Consider the following 15,155-nt stretch of genomic DNA (forward strand, 5'->3'; position numbering starts at 1 on the left):
CTGGCCGCCAGTTATCGTCCCTTGGTCGGGATCTTGTTGAATGGCACGTCCTTGTCGACGCGGATGTCGCCCGGCAGGCCGAGCACACGTTCCGCGATGATGTTGCGCAGAATCTCGTCGGTGCCGCCCTCGACGCGCGTCGCAGGCGAGCGCAGCAGCATCGCCTGGAACTTGCCGGCGACCTCCGCATCCTCCGGCCCGTTCAGCACGCCGGTCGCCCCCTGCAGATCGAGCGCATAGGTCGCGACATCTTGCAGCATCGCGCCGGCGACGAGTTTGCCGATGGAGTTTTCCGGGCCCGGCCGTTCGCCGCGCGACAGCGCCGAGATGGCGCGGAAGCTGGTGTAACGGAGGCCGCTGGCGCGCACCGCCCAGTGGGCGAGCCTGGAGCGCACCGCGGGATCGTCGATGGCCGGACCGGCGTCGAGCATCAGGCTGTTGCAGAACTCAAACAGTTCCGGGAAGCCGGTGGCGACATTGGCGCCGATCGCCATGCGTTCGTTCATCAGCGTGGTCAGCGACACGTTCCAGCCGTCGCCCACAGCGCCGAGGCGCTGCGCATCGGGAATCCGGACGTCGGTGAAATACACCTCGTTGAACTCGGCCTGACCGTTGGCCTGCTTGATCGGCTTTACCTCCACGCCCGGGCTCTTCATGTCCAGGAAGAACATGGTGAGACCCTTGTGCTTCGGCACAGTCGGGTCGGTGCGGGTGATCAGGATGCCGTAATCCGAGTAGTGCGCGCCGGAGGTCCAGATCTTCTGACCGTTGATGACCCAGTCGTCACCGTCCTTTTCCGCGCGGGTGCGGAGACCCGCGACGTCGGATCCGCCGGCGGGTTCGGAGAACAACTGGCACCAGATCTTCTCGCCGGACGCCAGCGGCGGCAGATACTGCCGTTTATGCTCCTCGGCGGCATAGGCCATCATGGTCGGGCCGCACATGCCGTGGCCGATGATGAAGAGCGCGCCGAGCTTGCCGAACACGCCCTCTTCCTGCTGCCAGATCACCCGCTCGATGGGCGATGCGCCGCGGCCGCCATAGTCCTTCGGCCAGTGCGGTACGGCCCAGCCGGCATCGGCCTTCTTCTTCTGCCAGGCTTTCGCGACTTCCAGAATATTCGCACTCTTGAGCTGAATGCGGCCGAGCGCGGCCTTTTTCAGCTCGTCTTCATATTGCTTCGGCGCATTGGCCGCGATCCAGGCTTTCGCCTCGGCGCGAAACGCGGCCTCCTGCGGGGTGTCATCGAAATTCATCTCGATTGATCCTTACGCCGCATTCTTCTGGCGCATGCGCTCGATCAACTGGTCTTCCCAATAAGACAGTGAGCCGAGCCCGACCGCCACCGCGTTGGAGCGGCGGTAGTAGAGGTGGCAGTCGAACTCCCAGGTGAAGCCCATGCCGCCATGAACCTGGATGTTGTTCTTGGAGCAGTGCTGGAACGCCTGCGTCGCGCTGATGCGTGCTGCAGCGGCGGCTTCCGGCAGTTCGGAAGCGTTGGTCGAAAGCGCCCATGCGCCGTAATAGCAATTCGAGCGCGCCAGCGTCGCCGAGACATACATGTCAGCGAGCATGTGCTTGACCGCTTGGAACGAACCGATCTGGCGACCGAAGGCGATACGATCCAGCGCGTAGTCGCGGCCCATTTCCAGCGCACGGTCGGAACCGCCGACCTGTTCGAAGCCGATCAGCACGGCGGCACGATCGAGCACCTGCGAGAGAATGCTCCAGCCTTCATTGGCAACGCCGAGCAGCTCGGCCTTGACGTTCTTGAAGGTAATCTCGGCCTGGTTGCGCGACGGATCTATGGAGGTCAGCGCCTTGGCCTCGACACCTTCGCTGGTGAGATCCACGAGATACAGTGCAATGTCGCTGTCGCGGCCGGTCGAACCGGTACGTGCGGCGACGATGGCGAAATCGGCGATGGCACCATCGGCCACCGGCTTCTTGGTGCCGTTCAGTACGCCGTTGGCCGCGGTGAGCTTGATCGCTTTTGGCGACGGATTACCAGAGCCTTCGAACAGGGCCAGCGTACCGATGGCATTGCCCTGCGCAATCGCCGGCAGCCACTTCTGCTTCTGCGCATCGGAGCCGGCCAGAAGCAGCGCTTCGGCGGCAAGATACACGGTGGACGAGAACGGCACCGGCGCCAGCGCGCGGCCCATTTCCTCGGCGATCACGCAGAGTTCGAGATGACCGGCACCCGAGCCGCCAAAGGCTTCCGGGATGGCGACGCCGAGGAAGCCCATGTCAGCCAAGCCCTTCCAGAGCTCGCGATCATAGGGCGCCTTGCCGTCGATCACGGCGCGCACAGCTTTCGGCGGGCACTTCTCGGTGAGAAAACGCCGGGCCTCGTCGCGGAGCTGCTTCTGGTCGTCGGAGAAATCGAAGTTCATGGCGGTGTACTCTGTTCTGATCGATGGAAAGTCTAGTTGAGGATGATGACGTCTTCGCCGGGGTGCTCGGCGTAAAGCTGGGCGACCAGTGCCGCGCGGCGTTCGAGGCCAGCGCGCTGGTTGATGTAGCCCTTGTCAGTGAGTTCGTTGCCGTCGATGGACGCCGGCTCGACCATGAACATCGCGCGCGCAATGCGCCTGCTGCTGGCGCCTTCGCACGACGCATTATGTGCCTGCAGCCCCTTCTTCAGACAGGCAAGAACCGCAGGATGTTTCACCACATCGGCAAATGTCGCCTCGGGCTCGCCGATCATGATGCGGCAGGCCGGCAGGTTGGGCCAGGCGAGCACGCCGATATAGGGGCGATCCTGTCCCGTGATCAGCGCGTCCTGCACCACCGGCGTCGCCGCAGCGATCACATCGGTGCGCAGTGAGCCGACATGCACGAAGGTGCCGGTCGTCAGCTTGAAGTCCTCCACCACGCGGCCGGAGAAGATCAGGCCCTGCACGGGGTCATTGTCGTCGACGAAAATGCCAGCGTCGCCGATCTTGTAGAAGCCTTCCTCGTCGAAGGCCGCTTTGGTGAGGTCCGGCTGGCGATAGTAGCCCGGCATCACGTTGACGCCGCGCAAGCGCAATTCGTATTTCGAATCCACCGGCACCATCTTGAGTTCGACGCCGGGGAACGGCAGGCCGATCAGGCCGACGCGCTCGGTGTCCCAATAGGTGCCGGTCGAGGTCGGCGAGGTCTCGGTGCAGCCCCAACCGGTATAGAACACGATGCGCTCGCCGGTGGCGCGCACGGCCAGCGCCTGCATACGATCATAGAGATCGTCAGGGAGACGCGCGCCGCCATAGGCCATCAGATTCAGGTTCTTGAAGAACGAGCGCGCCAGCGCATCGTCCTTCTCCATCGCGCTGGCGATGGCAGCATAGCCGGCGGGAACATTGGCGTAATAGGTCGGCGAGATTTCGCGCAGATTGCGTAATGTCTCGTCGATCATGCCCGGCATTGGACGGCCATCGTCGATATAGAGCGTTCCGCCATCGATCAGCAGCGGGTTGAACAAAGCGTTGCCGCCCATGGTGTGATTCCACGGCATCCAGTCGAGATAGACCGGCGGCTGCGCGTTCGGATCGCGCGGGCGCGTCTGCATCATCATCGCGGCATTCGCCGTCATCATCCGCTGCGTGTTGATGACCGCCTTGGGCATGCCGGTGGAGCCCGAGGTGAACAGCAGCTTGCCTACCGTATCGGGCATGATCTGGGCGAGCGATGCGTCGACCGTGGGCGTAACCATGGTCGCGACCATGTCGGCATAGGCGGTGCTGGCGATCCCCGCCGGCGGGCGCGCCACATGGATGATCTTGATGTCGGTGAGATCGAGCGCATCCAACGCCTTCTGGAAGGTCGGCCCGTCCTGCACCATGACCGCGACAGGCTTGATCAGGTCGAACAGATATTTGAGCTTGGCGTGATCCTGGCTCATCAGCGAATAGGCCGGCGACACCGGCGCTGCCGGATGCCGCGCCTGCATCGCCGCCATGGTCATTAGTGCATGCTCGATGGAATTGCCCGAAAGGATCGCAACCGGTCCATCGGCCGCGAGCTTCATGTCGAGTAGCGCCTGGGTCAGCGCATCGGCGGTCCGCTTCGCCTCGCCATAGCTGAGCCGACGCCATTGCCGGTCATCGCCGGCGCGCTGGGCCAGCCAGGTGTGATCGGGACGCTCCTTGGCCCACTTCGCCAGAGACGCCGGCAGATGCGTCTCATAGGGCATCAACGGTATCAGCGACTTCATGACGATGACGCCGTCCGGCCGGCGCTCGACATCGATGTCGCGCTCCATCCAGTGGATCTTGCGGAAGGCGGGCTTTGTCAGCACCGCGGCAGCCTGGGCGTTCATGTGGTTTCTCCCAAAACCGTTCTTGTCGAACCATGGTCTCGTTTGTCGGACCTTGTATTCGGTGCGTGAGATCACGCTTCAACGTGTGACGTAAACCGGCTTTCGTTTCACGATGAATGCGCGAATGCCTTCCTCGAAATCTTCCGAGCGGCTGCACAGCACCTGATTGCGATCTTCCATGGCGATGACGGCCTCGATCGAGCCGGCATCGACGGACATGTTGATGCATTCCTTCGACAGCCGCAGCCCTACCGGCGACGCGGTCATCATCGCATCGACATAGGGCGCAGCGGCGGCTTCGAGTTGACCGTCGTCGACAACTTCCGACACCAACCCAACAGCCAGCGCGCGATCGGCATGGATGAAGCGGCCGGTGAGGATCAGTTCAGAGGCGACGGAGACACCGACGAGACGCGGCAGGAAATAGCTTGAGCCGATGTCGCAGCCGCCGAGGCCGAGCTTGATGAAGGCGCAGTTCATGCGCGCCGACTTGGCGGCGATGCGGATATCTGCGGCGAGCGCCAGCGCGAAACCGCCGCCGGCGGCAGCACCCTGCACCAGCGCGATGATCGGCTGCGGACAGCGGCGCATCAGCATCACGATATCCGCGATGCGGCGCTGGGAATCGAGCGACTCGGTGACGGTGCGCGGCGCATTCTGCCCGGAGCGCACGGCCATTGCGTGTTTGAGATCGAGCCCGGCGCAGAAATTGGCGCCGGCACCCTTGAGGACGACCACGCGTGTCTTGCGATTGCGCTGCAGGCTTTCGAAATAGTCGTTTAGTGCGTCGATCAGAGCAGGATCGAGCGCGTTGAGACTGTCCGGACGATTCAGTGTCACCCGGTCCACGCCGTCGTCATGTTCGATCAGCAGCGGTGAGGTCACTTATTACTCCCGTTACGGCACCTTTAGCGCTCGTTATTGCGCCCTCTCCCCCGTGCGAAGCGAAGCTTCGCTAGGTGGGAGAGGGCAGCACTGCAGTAGAAACAAACTCGCTCGGGAGAGGGGTAGCCGCAGACTAAGGAGTCTGTGGCTACCCCTCTCCCATCTGCGCGCCTGCGGCGCGCATCCACCCTCTCCCACGGCGCGCGGCTACGCCGCGCAGGGGGAGAGGGGAAGGAAAACTACTACCGCGGAGCCATACGGATGGCGCCGTCGAGGCGGATGGTTTCGCCGTTCAGCATCGGGTTCTCGACGATGTGGACCGCGAGATTGCCGTATTCCGACGCGTCGCCGAGGCGAGCTGGATGCGGGACCTGGGCGCCGAGGCTGGCGCGGGCTTCCTCGTTGAGGCCCATCAAAAGGGGCGTCAGGAACAGGCCCGGCGCAATCGTATTGACGCGGATCTTGCTGGAGGCGAGATCGCGGGCAGCCGGCAGCGTGAGGCCGACAACGCCCCCCTTCGAGGCGGAGTAGGCGATCTGGCCGATCTGGCCTTCATAGGCCGCGACGCTGGCGGTGTTGATGATGACGCCGCGCTCCTCGCCGATCGGTTCGGCGGTGGCGAGCTGCTCGGCGAACAGGCGCAGGCAGTTGAAGGTACCGATCAAGTTCACCATGATGACATTGGTGAACTTCTCAAGCGGATAGACGCCCTGCTTGCCGACGATGCGCTGCGAACCGCCGATACCGGCGCAGTTCATCAGTACGCGCGCGGTGCCATGCGCAGCTGCTGCCTTGGCGAGCGCCGCCTTGACGTCATTTTCGCTGGTGACGTCGCCGACGGTAGCGATGCCCTTCACTTCGGCAGCGACTTTCTCGGCATTCTCCGCCGCACGATCGAACACGGCGACCTTGGCGCCCTTGGCGGCCATCGCGCGCGCAGTCGCGGCGCCCAGTCCCGAGCCACCGCCGGTGATGAATACGGCTACGTCTTTCAACTGCATCGATAATGCCTTTCCTTGGGCGTTTCTGATCGTTTCTTGAATTCTTGGGTCGCGACGAAGAAGAAAAAGAAGAAGTGGTCCTTGGGCGTTTTCTTGGTTGTTGTTCTTGGAACTGGTCCTTGGGCGTTTCTTATTTTTGGTTCTTGAATTTAGTTCCTTGGGCGTTTCCCGACGTTTTTGAATTTTCTTGGCAGTTTTCCTTGGGCCGTTTCTTCTGAGTTCGTGATGTCAGGCCTTGGCGGCCTTCTTGTTTGTGAGGATTCCGCCGAGCAGCATCGCTTCCATATGGGCGACGTAGTCGCGGCAGACTTCATCGGTCACCGGGCCGACGCCGATGGCGCGCGACATGGCATGGCGGCTGAAGAACAGGTTGTCGCAGGCGCCGATCAGGCTGGTGTAGAACAACACCGGATCGACCTTGCGAAATTCGCCGGATTCAAGTCCCTCCGCCAGCAGGCGGCGATGGAAGCCGAGCAGCGGCCCCACGAAGAACTTCGAGACTTCATCGGCTGCCTCGTTGCTGCTCTCATGCAGCAAGTAGTGGATCAGCCGGTTCATGTAGGGAAACTGGTAATAGGCCTTGATGATGCCGGCGATGTGCAGCCGCAATTTTGCGGTGGCCGAGATCGGCTGCGCCAGCAGATATTCCAGATTGGTCATCTCGGTGGCGGCGTCGCGCGCAAGCAGCGCCAGCAGCAGGCCGTCCTTATTGCCGAAATGATATTTCACCAGCGCCGCATTGACCCCGGACTGCTGCGCAATCTCGCTCAGCGACACCTCGATGGAGTTGCTGGCGATCATGAGCTCGCTCGCCGCGAGCAACAGCTTGTCGGCCGTCGGATTACGGGCAGCGGCGGTTTTCACAGAGGTGCTGGGGTTCAAAGTCGGTGCCATTCGGAGCGCAGATAATACGAACAATCGGCCGCACTCAAGAATTAATTGACTGATTGACTAAACTCTCCGCGGACACTTAAATCCCGCGCATTCAACGCCACGAAAAACGCCGCCAAACAAGGCAAAAAAGGGAGATCACGCATGGCCGAGGCCTATATCGTCGCCGCTGCACGCACCGCTGGTGGCCGCAAGGGCGGGCGTTTAGCCGGCTGGCACCCGGCCGACCTCGCAGCCTCGGTTTTGAACACCCTGGTTGAACGCACCGGCGCCGATCCCGCGTCGGTTGAAGATGTCATCATGGGCTGCGTCGGCCAGGGCGGCGAGCAGGCCGTCAACGTCGCGCGCAACGCGGTGCTGGCCTCGAAGCTTCCGGAAAGCGTGCCGGGCACCTCCATCGACCGCCAGTGCGGTTCATCGCAGCAGGCGCTGCATTTCGCCGCCCAGGCCGTGATGGCTGGCTCTATGGACATCGTGATCGCCGCCGGCGTCGAGAGCATGACCCGCGTGCCAATGGGCTCGCCAAGCATTCTCGCGTCCAAGGCCGGCATGGGCCACTACAAGAGCCCGGGCATGGAAGCGCGTTATCCCAACATCCAGTTCAGCCAGTTCACCGGCGCCGAGATGGTCGCCGAGAAATACGGACTGTCGAAGGATGACCTCGACACATACGCCTTCGAGAGCCACCGGCGCGCCATCGCAGCAACCGAAGCCGGCCGGTTCAAGGACGAAATCATCCCGCTGCAGATCACCCGCGCCGATGGCACCACGGACACCCATCACATCGACGAGGGCATCCGCTTCGACGCCACACTCGACGGCATCAGGGGCGTCAAGCTGATCGCCGAGAACGGCAAGCTCACCGCAGCATCCGCCAGCCAGATCTGCGACGGCGCGTCGGGCGTGATGGTCGTCAACGAGAAGGGCCTGAAGCAGCTCGGCGTCAAGCCGTTGGCGCGCATCCACCACATGACCATGATGGGCGGTGATCCCGTGATCATGCTGGAAGCGCCGCTGCCCGCCACCAAGCGTGCGCTGGAAAAGGCCGGCATGACAATCGACGACATCGACCTGTTCGAAGTCAACGAAGCCTTCGCCTCGATTCCGACCGCCTGGCTGAAGGCCACCGGCGCCGATCCAAAGCGCCTCAACGTCAATGGCGGCGCCATCGCGCTCGGCCATCCGCTCGGCGGCTCCGGCACCAAGCTGATGACCACGCTGGTGCATGCGCTTCAACAGAGCAACAAGCGCTACGGGCTGCAGACCATGTGCGAAGGCGGCGGCATGGCGAATGTGACGATCGTGGAGAGGTTGTAATTTTCTTCCCCTCTCCCCCAGCGCTGCGTAGCAGCGCGACGTGGGAGAGGGTGCCTGAGCGAAGCGAAGGCGGGAGAGGGCTCGTGCTTCCGTACGAAGAGCCCCCTCTCCCGTCTCGAACCACTCCGCGGTTCGATCCACCCTCTCCCACCAGCCGCGGCTGCGCCGCGTCCGGGGGCGAGGGGAAAAGACACCACGAGCGGAAAAATCCGCCGGCCTCCAGAGGAAACACCCATGACGCATCCGTCGATTCACGCGAAGACCAATCCCGACAAGATTGCCTACCGCATGGCCGGCTCCGGCCAGGCGCTCACCTATCGCGAACTCGACGAACGCTCGAACCGCGGCGCGCAGTTGTTCCGCTCGCTGGGCTTGAAGGCCGGCGATCACATCGCGCTCTTGATGGAGAATCGCCTCGACTTCATGGAGATCTGCTGGGCCGCACAGCGCGCCGGGCTCTATTACACGGCGATCAGCCGCTACCTCACGCAGGACGAAATCGCCTATATCGTGAAAGACTGCGGTGCACGGGTCGTCATCACTTCCGAGAAATGTGCCGATGTGGTTGCGCCGCTGATTACCAACGCCGCGGAGCCAATGTTCTATATCGTCGACGGTTCGCGCCCCGGTTTCCGCGACTGGAATACCACCCTCGCCACTCAGCCCGCCACGCCGATTGCCGACGAGGTTGCCGGCTACGACATGCTGTATTCGTCGGGCACGACGGGCCGCCCCAAGGGCATCAAGCGCGCCTCGGAGAACAATCCGATCGACGTGCCGAATCCGTTCCTGAAGCTGCTCTGCGCGAACATGTGCGGCATGACATCGGACTCGATCTATCTATCGCCGGCGCCGCTGTATCACGCAGCTCCGCTGCGCTTCAACATGATGGCGATCACGCTCGGCGGCACGTCGGTGATCATGGAGCATTTCGACGCCGAGGAATTCCTCAAGCTTGTCGAAAAGTACAAGATCACCCAGTCGCAGCTGGTGCCGACCATGTTCGTGCGCATGCTGAAGCTGCCGGATGAAGTCCGTTTGAAATACAATGTCTCTTCATTGAACGGCGCGATCCATGCCGCAGCCCCCTGCCCCGTCGACGTCAAGGCGCGCATGATCGACTGGTGGGGACCGATCCTGATCGAATATTACGCCGGCTCCGAAGGCAACGGCGTCACCGTCTCGAACTCGCAGCAGTGGCTGTCGCATCGCGGCACCGTCGGCAAGGCTGTGGTCGGTAGCGTCAAGATCGTCAATGAAGAAGACCAAGAAGCGCCGACCGGCGAAATCGGCACGGTGTATTTCGCCGACACGCCGCAGTTCAGCTATCACAACGATCCCGAGAAGACGAAGCGCGCCTATAACGCGCGCGGCTGGTCCACCCTCGGCGATGTCGGCTATCTCGATGACGAAGGCTTCCTGTACCTCACCGACCGCAAGTCCTACATGATCATTTCCGGCGGTGTGAACATCTACCCGCAGGAGACCGAAGACGTCCTCATCACCCATCCGGATATCGCCGACGTCGCGGTGTTCGGCGTGCCGAACGAGGAGATGGGCGAAGAGGTCAAGGCCGTGGTCCAGCCGCACGACATGAGCCGCGCCGGCAAGGCGCTGGAGGCCGAACTGATCGTGTTCTGCCGCAAACACCTGTCGCCGATCAAATGCCCGAAGAGCATCGATTTCGAGGCCGAACTGCCACGCACCCCCACCGGCAAGCTGGTGAAGCGCCATCTGCGCGACAAGTACTGGCCGAAGAGCGAAAAGGCGTCGGCCTAAACCTCGCCCTTGCGGCATCGCAGTCGCCGCGGTAATCCGCCGCGATGTCGCAAGTTCATCCATCATGACCGCCGGCCTGCTGGTCTCCGCAGCGCGATCCGGCGCGGGCAAGACCACGGTCACGCTCGGCCTGCTCGCGGCACTAGCCCGGCGCGGCATGGTACTGCGCGCGGCCAAGGCCGGGCCCGATTATATCGACCCTGCCTTTCACGCGGTCGCGACTGGCGCGCCTTGCATCAATCTCGACAGCTGGACCATGCCGCCGCCCCTGCTGCAGGCGCTGATGGCCGATGCCACAACTGCAGCCGACATGCTTGTGGTCGAAGGCGTCATGGGCCTGTTCGACGGCGTACCTGGCGTCGCTGATCGCGACGGCAGCAGCGCCAGTATCGCTGCGCGCTTCAATCTACCGGTGCTGCTGGTGCTCGACGTGACCGCGCAATCGCAATCCGCCGCCGCTATGGTGCGCGGCTTTGCCGGTCATCGTCCTGACGTGCACGTCGCCGGCGTGATCCTGAACCGCGTCGGCAGCGATCGCCACCGCCGCCTTATCACGGACGCCATCGCGCCGCTCGGCATCCCCGTCGTCGGCGCCATTCCGCGGGATGCCGCACTGGCGCTGCCAGAGCGTCATCTCGGCCTGATCCAGGCTGGCGAACACGGCGACCTTGCCACGCGGATGGACGTACTCGCCGACATGGCGGAGAAGCACCTCGATCTCGATACCATCATCGCGCTGGCTGCGCCGATCGACGGACAGCCGGCCCGCAATGCCGCGCCGGCCTTACCGCCGCCGGGTCAGCGCATTGCATTGGCCGCTGATGCTGCCTTCACCTTCATCTATCCGCACCTGATCGACGGCTGGCGCAATGCCGGCGCGGAGGTCGTCCGCTTCTCACCGCTGGCCAATGAAGCTCCGCCGGATGATTGTGATGCATGCTGGTTGCCAGGCGGCTATCCCGAACTTCACGTGGCAACGCTTGCCTCGGCGCAAAAATTCCACGACGGGCTGGTGCGCTTCGCACAGACACGTTTGGTCCATGGCGAGTGCGGCGGCTATATGGTGCTCGGTGAAGGCCTGGAGGATGCCGACGGCAACCGGCATGCGATGACGGGGCTGCTCAGCCACACGACGAGTTTCCACAAGCGGCGCTTGCATCTCGGCTATCGCGAGGCGCAATTGCTATCCGACAGCCCTATCGGACCAAAGGGATCGCTCATCCGTGGCCACGAATTCCACTATGCCTCGCTGATTGATCCGGGCAGCGACGACCCGCTGGTCGATCTCCGCAACGCGCAGGTCGAACCCATGGCAGAGCGCGGCGGACGGCGCGGCCATGTCACCGGCACGTTTTTCCACGCGATTGCGCGGGTCGATGGCTAACGGGAACTAACGCCCCCAGCGATCCTGCCAGATCTTCTCGCCGATCAGGCAATTCACGCGCGGCTCCTTCGTCGTGTTGGCGACAGGAATTGCGCGCGGCTCGGGCATCAATCCTGCGACTTCCAACACCAGTTTGGTGCGGATCGCTTCCTTGAACTTGTCGCGCTCCTTGATCGGCACCACGAAGGAGCCCGCGCCGCCGATCACGCAATCCTCGTAATAGAGATCGAGATTTTCGATATCCATGGTCGAATAGGACAGTTCCTTGGCCATGATCGGCAGGCCGTTGATAACAATGCCTTTCGCGACCGCCTCGTCGCGTGCGACCGTCACCGGTCCCCCATTGTTGTTCGGCCCATCGCCCGAAATATCGATGACGCGGCGCAGGCCGTGCAGCGCATTTTCATCGAACAGCGGCATGGCATAATAGATCGCGCCCGAGATCGAGGTACGCGATGCCCGGCGGATCGGCGTCTTCATGATTTCGGATGCCACCGCGTCGGCAGATTCAGGACCGTCGATAACACGCCAGGGAATAATCAGCTTCTGGTCCGACGATGCCGCCCATTCGAAATAAGTGACTGCAATCTTGCCTGTCGGGCCACTCTTGAGCGCGGTAAGGAATTCCTTGGAGACGATGGCCTGGGCATAGCCTTCGCGCTGGATCGCCAGTTCGTCCATATCCATCGAATAGGAAACGTCGACCGCCAGCACCAGTTCGACATCGACCACGGGGTCCTGCTTGCTCTGGGCAAACTGCGCTTTCGGGCCTGTCGCAGCCATGCTCGCGACATCGCCGCCGGCCATCGCTCCCGCGACGAGTACCGCTCCAATCGAGACACACCAGCGCATAGCGGCCCTCCCGTTGAGAATCGAATGGTGACATGCAAATGACGAGCCGCAAAGCAGGAACCTGCAGGCATGTTCACAATCCGGTCATGGCGGCTCTGCCGCTGCGGCAGAGTTAACGGGCGCCTGCCCCCGGATTTGAACGGTTTGCACGTTCGCGCGACAAAGCTAGCGCAGGATGTCGCCAACGCCACATCCACCATTGCCGACCGGAATGGCCGACATGAGTGCCGCCTTGAATGCACCGATGAACGGTGGCCGCCAGCCCGCAGCGCGGCACACAATCGTGTGGGCCGTACTGCTCACTTGCATCGGCGCAGCGATCGCTTTGTTCGTTTCAGCACCTGCCGAACAGCGCAAGACAGGGGCCGCCGAACAGGACGAACCTATTCAGCCGTTCGGCGCCAACGCAGCCAACGAATGCCGCCGTCTTTTGCGGAACGCCACCGAATACCTCCCCGAGCAACAAGAGAAGCTGCGTTACCGGATGCGCCAAGCCGCCTGCAGCGAAGCATTCGCTGCAGCTCCGGACGATGTCCGCAACAAGGTGGCCTTCGCTCAATCGCTGCCGCATGAACGGCGCACCGAGGCGATCGCACTGTTGCGCGAGGCCGCAGCCCGGAACGATAGCGAGGCAAATTACGCAATCTATGAGTCGCACAATTCATGGGACTATCATCTTGATCGCCCGCAACTGATTGCGCGCGACGAGGCACAGCACGCGCTGATCAAGGCAGCCGAACTGGACAACCCGTCAGCGGTAAACAGGCTCGCCATCCTCTATGGCCGTGGCGGCATCGTAAAGCGGGACCCCTCGGCCGAACGATACTGGACCGAGCGCGCGCTTCGGTTGCCGCTGCCGGAGAACGTCACCCGCACGGACCAGCAGATCAGGCTTGCCCGGCTTCTCGCGCGATCCCCGCAGCCGGACGAGCAGACCCTCGGCCGGGATTTACTCGAACGTCTCGCCCAAGGCGGCTCGTTTGGCGCCAAGGCGGCGCTGGCTGAAGCCACCCGTCTCAACGATCCGGTGCGCGCCCGCAAACTATTTGAAGAGGCCGCGCGCGATCGTCTGGGAGGGGATACCGAACTGGCGCAGATGCTGCTCGATGGCGAAGGCGGCCCGGCCGATCCGAAGCGCGCATTATCGATCTTGCAAAGCCAGCGCCATCAGGCGAGCGCGAGTGGCCTGCTCGGCCAGCTTTATCTCGATGGAAAGCTGGTGCCACGCGACGTGTCAAAGGGGATCGACTTGCTGATCACTGCCGGGGTCTGGGATTACGACTCCCGACTGAAGGCCCTGCGGTTGCTGGCCAGCCATCCGCAGGTTCAGATTTCCTCGCTCAATATCGTTCTGTATGAGGCAATTCAGGCTGCGGAACTTGGCGAGCCTGACGCACTTGCCGCATTGGTCGATCTCAAACTATCGCAGAACCCGCAGTTTCGCGACGTCCCCGGAGCCTGTAAACTGAAACCAATGGCCGTGCAGCGCGGCGACCAGGATGCCGTGCAACGCCTCAAGGATTGCCCGGCCGAGTGATCATCGTCGCGTCGCCGCCACAGAGCGCGATCGTCCGGATGAGTGTGCATGCCCGAGAGTGTCACCGCCCCGCAGACCAAGACTAAGACCAAGCCGAAGGTCGAGCGGCCGAAATTGTACAAGGTTATCCTCGTCAATGATGACTTCACGCCGCGGGAGTTCGTCGTGCGGGTGCTGAAGGCGGAATTTCGCATGTCCGAGGATCAAGCCGCCAAGGTAATGATGACGGCGCATCAACGCGGCGTCTGCGTCGTCGCCGTGTTCACCCGAGACGTCGCCGAGACCAAGGCGGCCCGCGCGACAGATGCCGGCCGCGCCAAGGGCTATCCGCTTCTGTTCACGACCGAGCCGGAAGAATAGGACGTGGCGCTTCTGCCTTGGTCACCAAGACGATAAAAATTTAACGATCGGCTCAATCCGAGGTTGGGCGGCATGTGGCAAGCTCGCCAGATGTCGATTGCACTCCGCAAGCAATATGTATCCCGGCCGGAATTGTCGTTCGGGCCTTTGCGCTTCATCGAATGCCTGCCTTGGCTCGCGCTGGCAGCGGGAATGCGCGTGATCGCGTTCAGCGGTGGCGTTATCGCCTTGCCGGCCATCTTCGTCGCCACGGTTGCCGTTCTTCTCGCGTTTCTGGTGACCGCACGGCGGTCGATCGAGCTTGCCGACGGCGAGACCCATCTCGGAGCGATGACGTTCGAAGATGAATTCCGACTATCGCTGCGCATTCTGGCGCGTATCGGCGCGCTGATGCTTGTAGCAAGCATGATCTCTGTATCGCTCGGGATCTCGCCGCTGGACCTGAACTTCATGGGCGGCATCGATGGCATGGCGTTCGATCAGCCGACGGCGGCCGGAAAGATCTGGAATGCCTCCATCGCCACGCTGATCTTGCTGATGATCGTCGGCGTCGAACGCCATGACAACAGGGTTCGTTTCTTCGCGGCTTGCCGTGAATTCGCCAGGCGAAGCGCGTGGCTCGGCGTGGGCCTTCTGGTCCTGACCGCCGCCTATTTCGGCCTCGGTTTTGTCCAGGGTCTCGTTCGCAACGCGATTGCGATCTACGGGCAGGCGCCAACGACGAACACCTTCATCCGAAACCTGATCTTCTTCGTCTTTATCTTCAGCTTCGCGATGCTGCGGCTTTGGGTGACCCTGATGATCCTGACCGCGGCCCTCAAGCAATCCCATCTGCGCGGCGACTGA

The 15,155-nt window shown here is 62.6% G+C and carries 13 protein-coding genes; 6 read left to right on the top strand and 7 right to left on the bottom strand.

The window, feature by feature from the left end; translation table 11 throughout:
• Positions 1 to 11: 11 nt before the first annotated feature.
• The 6 genes from SFY93_RS26905 to SFY93_RS26930 form a co-directional block, all read right to left on the bottom strand.
• Positions 12 to 1,256, bottom strand: coding sequence for an acyl-CoA dehydrogenase (locus SFY93_RS26905; RefSeq protein WP_320445247.1), 1,245 nt, complete (start codon positions 1,254 to 1,256; stop codon positions 12 to 14).
• A gap of 12 nt (positions 1,257 to 1,268) precedes the next feature.
• A complete protein-coding gene (locus SFY93_RS26910; RefSeq protein ID WP_320445248.1) occupies positions 1,269 to 2,396 on the bottom strand; it encodes an acyl-CoA dehydrogenase family protein in 1,128 nt (375 codons plus the stop codon).
• Positions 2,397 to 2,428: 32 nt separating this feature from the next.
• A complete protein-coding gene (locus SFY93_RS26915; protein ID WP_320445249.1) occupies positions 2,429 to 4,303 on the bottom strand; it encodes an AMP-binding protein in 1,875 nt (624 codons plus the stop codon).
• Between the two features lie 78 nt (positions 4,304 to 4,381).
• Positions 4,382 to 5,188 (bottom strand): enoyl-CoA hydratase/isomerase family protein, encoded by an 807-nt coding sequence (locus tag SFY93_RS26920; protein WP_320445250.1) that lies wholly within the window; start codon positions 5,186 to 5,188, stop codon positions 4,382 to 4,384.
• Between the two features lie 242 nt (positions 5,189 to 5,430).
• Complete coding sequence (locus tag SFY93_RS26925; RefSeq protein ID WP_231079680.1) at positions 5,431 to 6,189, bottom strand: SDR family NAD(P)-dependent oxidoreductase; 759 nt, start codon at positions 6,187 to 6,189, stop codon at positions 5,431 to 5,433.
• A 228-nt stretch (positions 6,190 to 6,417) separates the two neighbouring features.
• Positions 6,418 to 7,083 (bottom strand): TetR family transcriptional regulator, encoded by a 666-nt coding sequence (locus SFY93_RS26930; RefSeq protein WP_093756860.1) that lies wholly within the window; start codon positions 7,081 to 7,083, stop codon positions 6,418 to 6,420.
• Between the two features lie 141 nt (positions 7,084 to 7,224).
• Between SFY93_RS26930 and SFY93_RS26935 the strand changes: the two genes are divergently transcribed.
• The 3 genes from SFY93_RS26935 (at position 7,225) to SFY93_RS26945 (ending at position 11,560) form a co-directional block, all read left to right on the top strand.
• Positions 7,225 to 8,397 (top strand): acetyl-CoA C-acetyltransferase, encoded by a 1,173-nt coding sequence (locus tag SFY93_RS26935; protein WP_320445251.1) that lies wholly within the window; start codon positions 7,225 to 7,227, stop codon positions 8,395 to 8,397.
• Positions 8,398 to 8,631: 234 nt separating this feature from the next.
• Positions 8,632 to 10,176, top strand: coding sequence for an acyl-CoA synthetase (locus tag SFY93_RS26940; RefSeq protein WP_320445252.1), 1,545 nt, complete (start codon positions 8,632 to 8,634; stop codon positions 10,174 to 10,176).
• Between the two features lie 64 nt (positions 10,177 to 10,240).
• Positions 10,241 to 11,560, top strand: a complete 1,320-nt coding sequence (locus SFY93_RS26945; protein WP_320445253.1) for a cobyrinic acid a,c-diamide synthase CobB — start codon at positions 10,241 to 10,243, stop codon at positions 11,558 to 11,560.
• A gap of 6 nt (positions 11,561 to 11,566) precedes the next feature.
• On the opposite strand, the gene SFY93_RS26950 is transcribed toward SFY93_RS26945, so the two are convergent.
• Positions 11,567 to 12,412, bottom strand: a complete 846-nt coding sequence (locus tag SFY93_RS26950) for a DUF1194 domain-containing protein (protein ID WP_092145074.1) — start codon at positions 12,410 to 12,412, stop codon at positions 11,567 to 11,569.
• 220 nt (positions 12,413 to 12,632) lie between these two features.
• On the opposite strand from SFY93_RS26950, the gene SFY93_RS26955 reads away from it, so the two are divergent.
• The 3 genes from SFY93_RS26955 (at position 12,633) to SFY93_RS26965 (ending at position 15,155) form a co-directional block, all read left to right on the top strand.
• Positions 12,633 to 13,949: a tetratricopeptide repeat protein gene (locus tag SFY93_RS26955; protein ID WP_320445254.1), complete on the top strand. Its 1,317-nt coding sequence runs from the start codon at positions 12,633 to 12,635 to the stop codon at positions 13,947 to 13,949.
• A gap of 48 nt (positions 13,950 to 13,997) precedes the next feature.
• Complete coding sequence (gene clpS / locus SFY93_RS26960; protein ID WP_320445255.1) at positions 13,998 to 14,309, top strand: ATP-dependent Clp protease adapter ClpS; 312 nt, start codon at positions 13,998 to 14,000, stop codon at positions 14,307 to 14,309.
• Between the two features lie 90 nt (positions 14,310 to 14,399).
• Positions 14,400 to 15,155, top strand: a complete 756-nt coding sequence (locus SFY93_RS26965) for a hypothetical protein (RefSeq protein ID WP_320445256.1) — start codon at positions 14,400 to 14,402, stop codon at positions 15,153 to 15,155.

This window comes from Tardiphaga sp. 42S5, from assembly GCF_034044155.1.
Classification (GTDB): domain Bacteria; phylum Pseudomonadota; class Alphaproteobacteria; order Rhizobiales; family Xanthobacteraceae; genus Tardiphaga; species Tardiphaga robiniae.

Coding starts and splice junctions, on each gene's coding strand:
- SFY93_RS26955 (WP_320445254.1), top strand. CDS start 12,633: ATGAGTGCCGCCTTGAATGCACCGATGAACGGTGGCCGCCAGCCCGCA.
- SFY93_RS26945 (WP_320445253.1), top strand. CDS start 10,241: ATGACCGCCGGCCTGCTGGTCTCCGCAGCGCGATCCGGCGCGGGCAAG.
- clpS (WP_320445255.1), top strand. CDS start 13,998: ATGCCCGAGAGTGTCACCGCCCCGCAGACCAAGACTAAGACCAAGCCG.
- SFY93_RS26950 (WP_092145074.1), bottom strand. CDS start 12,412: ATGCGCTGGTGTGTCTCGATTGGAGCGGTACTCGTCGCGGGAGCGATG.
- SFY93_RS26965 (WP_320445256.1), top strand. CDS start 14,400: ATGTCGATTGCACTCCGCAAGCAATATGTATCCCGGCCGGAATTGTCG.
- SFY93_RS26905 (WP_320445247.1), bottom strand. CDS start 1,256: ATGAATTTCGATGACACCCCGCAGGAGGCCGCGTTTCGCGCCGAGGCG.
- SFY93_RS26910 (WP_320445248.1), bottom strand. CDS start 2,396: ATGAACTTCGATTTCTCCGACGACCAGAAGCAGCTCCGCGACGAGGCC.
- SFY93_RS26915 (WP_320445249.1), bottom strand. CDS start 4,303: ATGAACGCCCAGGCTGCCGCGGTGCTGACAAAGCCCGCCTTCCGCAAG.
- SFY93_RS26930 (WP_093756860.1), bottom strand. CDS start 7,083: ATGGCACCGACTTTGAACCCCAGCACCTCTGTGAAAACCGCCGCTGCC.
- SFY93_RS26925 (WP_231079680.1), bottom strand. CDS start 6,189: ATGCAGTTGAAAGACGTAGCCGTATTCATCACCGGCGGTGGCTCGGGA.
- SFY93_RS26935 (WP_320445251.1), top strand. CDS start 7,225: ATGGCCGAGGCCTATATCGTCGCCGCTGCACGCACCGCTGGTGGCCGC.
- SFY93_RS26940 (WP_320445252.1), top strand. CDS start 8,632: ATGACGCATCCGTCGATTCACGCGAAGACCAATCCCGACAAGATTGCC.